This window comes from Amycolatopsis sp. NPDC028719 (assembly GCF_055565395.1).
Window position 1 is genome coordinate 1 of the sequence record NZ_JBVHUL010000026.1, and the last position, 5,503, is coordinate 5,503.

The following is a 5,503-nucleotide window of genomic DNA, read 5'->3' on the forward strand; positions in this document are numbered from 1 at the left end:
TTAATGCTCTCAAAGGAACCTCATACGAGGTTCAATACATAAGCTCTACTGGCTTAGTTCACTAGCACACTGTTGAGTTCTCAAGCAACACACTCTGGACTCACCGCCTTATCAGCGGCTATATCCTCGGCAGTTGTTCCAAGCGATATTCAAAGCTTTTGGTCGAGCATGCCTCAGCCTACGGTGTTAGTCGTAGGGATTCGGCGGCCGCTCGTGGGCCGACGCTGAACATTACCCGGTCCGATCCGCGGTGTCAACCCGCTCGGCCCGGCCGGATCTTCGGGGCTTGCGGCCCCGGGGCGACCCGGTGTTCCTGGCGACGAAGAGAAGATTACATGCCCCGAAACCGGTCCCGAACAGGGGGGTCACTTAACGCCATTGCCGCAGGTCAGAGCGTGTTCAAACCCCTACGACGGCATCGTCGGCAAGTAGCGCGGCGGGACCCGGGCCGGAGCCACTCTCGAGAAGTCCGCCGCGAGGGCGAGCATCCGGGCGTCCGACCACCGGGCGCCCATGAACGAGATACCCACCGGGAGCGCTCCGGCAAACCCGGCCGGCACGGTCACGTCCGGGTAGCCGGCGACCGCGGCCGGGGTCGACGACGGGATCACGTCGTTGTCGCCCACCGCGCAGTCGGTCTTCCACGCGGGCGGGTTGGTCGGCGACGCGATCGCGTCGAGGTCGTACTTGACCAGCGTCTCGTCGAGGGAGCGGCGGGCCAGGTCCGAGAGCTCGGCGCGGCCGGCGAGGTAGCCGGGGTCGGTCGGCGGCGGTGCGGCCAGTGCCTGCTCGAACAGTTCCTGGCCGGCGAAGCACGTCTGTTCCAGGGGGTCCGCGCGGTTGTAGGCGATCAGCTCGGCCAGGTTCCGCGGGCCGCGCGGGCGGGTCGCCAGGTAGGCGTCGATGTCTCGGTGGAACTCCGTGAGCAGCGCCGGGAACTCCAGTTCACCGAGCCGCGCCTGGTACGGCGGAGTCACCTCGACGACCGTCGCACCGGCCTTGACCAGGGAGTTCCGCGCGGAAGTCATGATCGCGTCGGTGGCCGGGCCGAGCACCGGCAGCCGCCAGAGCCCGATCCTCGCGCCGCGCAGCACGCCCGGCCGAAGCAGCTTCGCGTAGTCCGTGGGCTGGGAGTCCGGGTACTGCGAAGTGGCCGGGTCCGCGGGGTCCCGCCCTTGGAGGACCGACAAGGTCAGGGCGACGTCGACGACGGTGCGGGCGATCGGCCCGGCGGTGTCCTGCTCGGCGGAGATCGGCACCACTCCGGTGCGGCTGACCAGGCCGAGGCTCGGTTTGTGCCCGACCGTCGCCGTCATCCCCGCGGGGCAGACGATCGAGCCGTCGGTCTCGCTGCCGATCGCCACCTGGGCGAGCGACGCGGCGACGCCGGCCGCGGACCCGGCGGACGACCCGCACGGGTTGCGGTCCAGCACGTACGGGTTGTTCGTCTGCCCACCGACGCCCGACCAGCCCGACGTCGGCTTCGCGGCGCGGAAGTTCGCCCATTCGGAGAGGTTCGCCTTGCCGAGGATCACCGCGCCGGCCGCGCGAAGCCGCGTGATCAGCGTCGCGTCCTTCGCCGGGAGGCTGCGCAGGGCGCGTGACCCCGCCGTCGTCCACTGGTCCCGCGTGTCGACGTTGTCCTTGACCAGCACCGGGATGCCGTCGAGCGGGCCGCGCAGGTGGTGGGCGCGGCGGCGGGCGTCACTCTCCCGAGCCTGGCCCAGCGCCGCGGGGTTCAGCGCGAGGACGGCGTTGACCTTGCCGTCGAGCCGGTCGATCCGGTCGAGGTACAACCGGGTCAGCCCCACCGCGCTGAGCCGGCCGGACGCCATCCGGGCCTGCAGCGCCGGGATGTCGGCGGCGTCGAGGTCGAACTTGGAAGAAAACGCCGAAGCCGCGGGTGCCGCGGGGACGAGCACGAGCGCGGCGGCCAGGATCGCGAGGAACACCGGCCGCCGCCCCATCAGAGCACCGGGAGGAGCGTCCGGAGTTCGTACGGGGTGACCGCGCTGCGGTAGTTGTCCCACTCCACGCGCTTGTTCCGGAGGAAGAAGTCGTAGACGTGCTCGCCGAGCGCCTCGGGCAGGAGCTCCGACTTCTCCATCTCGGACAGGGCCTCTCCCAGGTTCTGCGGCAGCTGCGCGTACCCGGCGGCGCGCCTTTCGGAGTCGCTCAGCTGCCAGATGTTGTCCTCGGCGGGTGGCGGCAGCTCGTAGCCCTTCTCGATCCCCTTCAGCCCGGCGGCCAGGATGACCGAGTACGCCAGGTACGGGTTGCACGCCGAGTCCAGGGTACGGACCTCCACCCGTCGGGATGACGCCTTTCCGGGTGAATACATCGGGACGCGGACGAGCGCGGAGCGGTTCGCGCGGCCCCACGAGACCGTCGTCGGCGCCTCACTGCCGCTGATCAGGCGTTTGTACGAGTTCACCCACTGGTTGGTGACCGCGGAGATCTCCTTGGCGTGGTGCAGCAGGCCGGCGACGAACGCCTTGCCGGTCCCCGACAGCTCGTGCGGGTCCTCGGCGTCGTAGAAGGCGTTGCGGTCGCCTTCGAACAGGCTGACGTGGGTGTGCATCCCGGAGCCGGGCTGGTCGGTGAACGGCTTCGGCATGAACGTCGCGCGGACGCCCTGGGTCAGCGCGACCTCCTTGACGACGTAGCGGAACGTCATCACGTTGTCGGCCATCGTCAGCGCATCGGCGTAACGGAGGTCGATCTCCTGCTGACCCGGTGCCCCTTCGTGGTGGCTGAACTCGACCGAGATGCCCATCGCCTCGAGGGTCTCGATGGCGTGCCGGCGGAAGTGCGTCGCCGTGGCGTGGCTGGCCTGGTCGAAGTAGCCGCCGTTGTCCGCGGGCTCCGGCTCGCTGCCGTCGTCCGGCAGGGTCGCGAGCAGGAAGAACTCGATCTCCGGGTGCACGTAGCAGGTGAAGCCCGCTTCGGCCGCCTTCGACAGCTGACGCCGCAGGACGTGCCGCGGGTCGGCCCACGACGGCGAGCCGTCCGGCATCGCGATGTCGCAGAACATGCGCGCCGAGTACGGGCCGCCGTCCGGGGTCTCCCACGGCAGGACCTGGAAGGTGGCCGGGTCGGGCTTGGCGACCATGTCCGATTCGTAGACGCGCGCGAAGCCCTCGATGGCCGAACCGTCGAAGCCGATCCCCTCGGTGAAGGCGCCCTCGAGTTCGGCCGGCGCGACCGCGACGGACTTGAGGAACCCCAGCACATCGGTGAACCAGAGACGGACGAAACGGATGTCGCGCTCCTCGAGCGTGCGGAGCACGAATTCCTGCTGGCGATCCATGGCCGCACCCTAACGACAGCGTGTTAACGGGATGTTTCACGACGCGCCGAGGGTGACGAAGTCAGCCCGCGAGCACCGGAACGGGCCGCTTCGCGCGCTTGATCGCGAGGGACGCGACGGACGCGAGCACCGCCAGGACCGCGGCCGCATACCAGGCCACGTTGTAGTTCCCGAGCTGGTCGCGGACCAGGCCGGCGGCCGATGCGGCGAACGCGGCGCCGAGCTGGTGGCAGGCGAAGACCCAGCCGAACACGATCGGGCCGGCGTCGCCGAACGCGCGGACGCAGAGGGCGACCGTCGGGGGGACCGTGGCCACCCAGTCGAGGCCGTAGAACAGGATGAACGCCCACATGCTCGGCTGCACGGAGTCGGTGAACAGCTGCGGCAGCAGGGCCAGCGAGAGGCCGCGAAGCGCGTAGTAGACGCCGAGCAGGATGCGCGGGTCGACGCGGTCGGTGAGCCAGCCGGAGAAGATCGTGCCGACGACGTCGAAGACGCCGACCAGGGCGAGCAGGCCCGCCGCGGTCGTCTGCGGCATGCCGTGGTCGTGGGCGGCCGGGACGAAGTGGGTGCCGACCAGGCCGTTCGTCGTCGCGCCGCAGATCGCGAAGCCGACCGCGAGCAGCCAGAACGTCCGGGTCCGGGCGGCCTGGCCCAGCACCGAGAGCGCGCGGCGGGCCGAGCCGGTCTTGGACGCCGGGCGCGCGACCTCCGCGTCGGCCGGCGCGCCGTAGGCCGTGGTGCCGACGTCGGCGGGGTGGTCGCGGATGACCAGCAGGACCACCGGGACGACGGCCAGCGCGGCGATCGCGATCACCAGCGACGCCGTCCGCCAGCCCGAGCCGACCGCCAGGTTCGCGATGAGCGGGAGGAAGATCAGCTGGCCGGTGGCGCCGGCCGCGGTCAGGACGCCGGTGACGACGCCGCGGCTGCGGACGAACCACCGGGCCGCGACGGTCGCGGCGAAGCTCATCGCCATCGAGCCGGTGCCCGCGCCGATCAGGACGCCCCAGCAGAGGATCAGCTGCCAGCTCGCGCTCATGAAGACCGTGCCGGCCGCGCCGAGGGCGATGACGAACAACGCCGTCGCCGAGACGCGGCGAATACCGAAGCGCTCCATCAACGCGGCCGCGAAGGGCGCGAAGAGGCCGTAGAGCACGAGGTTGACCGAGACGGCCGAACTGATCGTGGCCGTGGACCAGCCGAACTCCGCGTGCAGCGGGTCGATGAGGACGCCCGGGGCGGAGCGGAAGCCGGCGGAGGCGAGCAGCGCGACGAAGGCGGCACCGGCGATCAGCCAGGCGCGGTGCAGCTTCGGGGCGGGGTGGGTCTCGACAGTCACCAGTGCAGTTTCACCGCGGGCGCGCGGGGCGGAAAGTGGCTTGAAGGACATCATCCGCAAGAATCCGGCCACGAGGTCGTGCTCAGTAGGCTCGGGACATGCGCCGCTTCGCCCTCCTGCTCGTGCTCCTGCTGACGGCCGGCTGCACCGGATCGCCGGACACGCGCGGGCCGTTCCCGGCGGGGTCCGAACTGGTCCGCGACGCGGCGACGTCGTTCGCCTCGGTGCGGAGCGTGCACTTCGCGGCCGGCGTCAACGGCGTGCTGCCGGGCTTCCCGCTCCGGCTCGTCGAGGGCGACGCGACCCTCGACGGCGGCGGCTCCGCGACCGGCACGGCGGACGTCCAGTCCGGGGACGGCCACACGAAATTCCGCTTCACCGTGCGAAACGGCGAAGCCACCACCGACCCCGACGTCGCGAGCGGCCGGATTCCCGGGATGTACGCCGTGAGCACCTTCCTCGGCCCGTCCGGCGGGCTCGTACGGCTGCTGCGCGGCGTCACCGACGCGAAGACCGAGGGCAAGGAGAACGTCGACGGCGCCGCGGCCCTGCGGGTCGGCGGCCGCGTGCCCGCGGCCGTCGCGCACAGCGTGCTGCCGCAGGTCACCGAGGACATCATCGTCAAGGTGTGGGTCTCCGCGGACGGGCCCCGGCGGTTCTCCCGGCTCTGGGCGCAGATCCCGCCGGCCGGCGACCACCTCAGCCCGGTGATGGTCGAACTGTCGCTGACCAGGCAGGACGAGCCCGTGGACGTCGGCTAGCTGTATTGACCACGGAGGTTGGGTACGGGCGACACGTGATCGGATGATCTTGGTGTGAGGGAGGGCCTCCGGGTTCGGTGTGGATTGCGA

The 5,503-nt window shown here is 70.6% G+C and carries 4 protein-coding genes; 1 reads left to right on the top strand and 3 read right to left on the bottom strand.

Annotated features, from left to right (window positions below):
* Positions 1 to 407: 407 nt before the first annotated feature.
* The 3 genes from ACZ4TR_RS49320 to ACZ4TR_RS49330 form a co-directional block, all read right to left on the bottom strand.
* Entirely contained in the window at positions 408 to 1,967 is a 1,560-nt protein-coding gene (locus tag ACZ4TR_RS49320; protein WP_465296154.1) for an amidase, read from the bottom strand.
* Positions 1,967 to 3,310 carry a type I glutamate--ammonia ligase gene (glnA, locus tag ACZ4TR_RS49325; RefSeq protein ID WP_364519998.1) on the bottom strand — a complete coding sequence of 448 codons (1,344 nt, stop codon included), beginning with the start codon at positions 3,308 to 3,310 and terminating at the stop codon, positions 1,967 to 1,969. Before glnA ends, ACZ4TR_RS49320 begins: the two co-directional genes overlap by 1 nt.
* Before the next feature lie 61 nt (positions 3,311 to 3,371).
* Positions 3,372 to 4,652 (bottom strand): MFS transporter, encoded by a 1,281-nt coding sequence (locus tag ACZ4TR_RS49330; protein ID WP_465296155.1) that lies wholly within the window; start codon positions 4,650 to 4,652, stop codon positions 3,372 to 3,374.
* Between the two features lie 98 nt (positions 4,653 to 4,750).
* Here ACZ4TR_RS49330 and ACZ4TR_RS49335 point away from each other — a divergent pair, with 98 nt between their 5' ends.
* Positions 4,751 to 5,413, top strand: coding sequence for an LppX_LprAFG lipoprotein (locus ACZ4TR_RS49335; RefSeq protein ID WP_465296157.1), 663 nt, complete (start codon positions 4,751 to 4,753; stop codon positions 5,411 to 5,413).
* Positions 5,414 to 5,503 lie beyond the last annotated feature (90 nt).

Excerpts from the sequence above, each read along its gene's own strand:
- glnA (WP_364519998.1), bottom strand. The coding sequence starts at position 3,310 with ATGGATCGCCAGCAGGAATTCGTGCTCCGCACGCTCGAGGAGCGCGAC.
- ACZ4TR_RS49335 (WP_465296157.1), top strand. The coding sequence starts at position 4,751 with ATGCGCCGCTTCGCCCTCCTGCTCGTGCTCCTGCTGACGGCCGGCTGC.
- ACZ4TR_RS49320 (WP_465296154.1), bottom strand. The coding sequence starts at position 1,967 with ATGGGGCGGCGGCCGGTGTTCCTCGCGATCCTGGCCGCCGCGCTCGTG.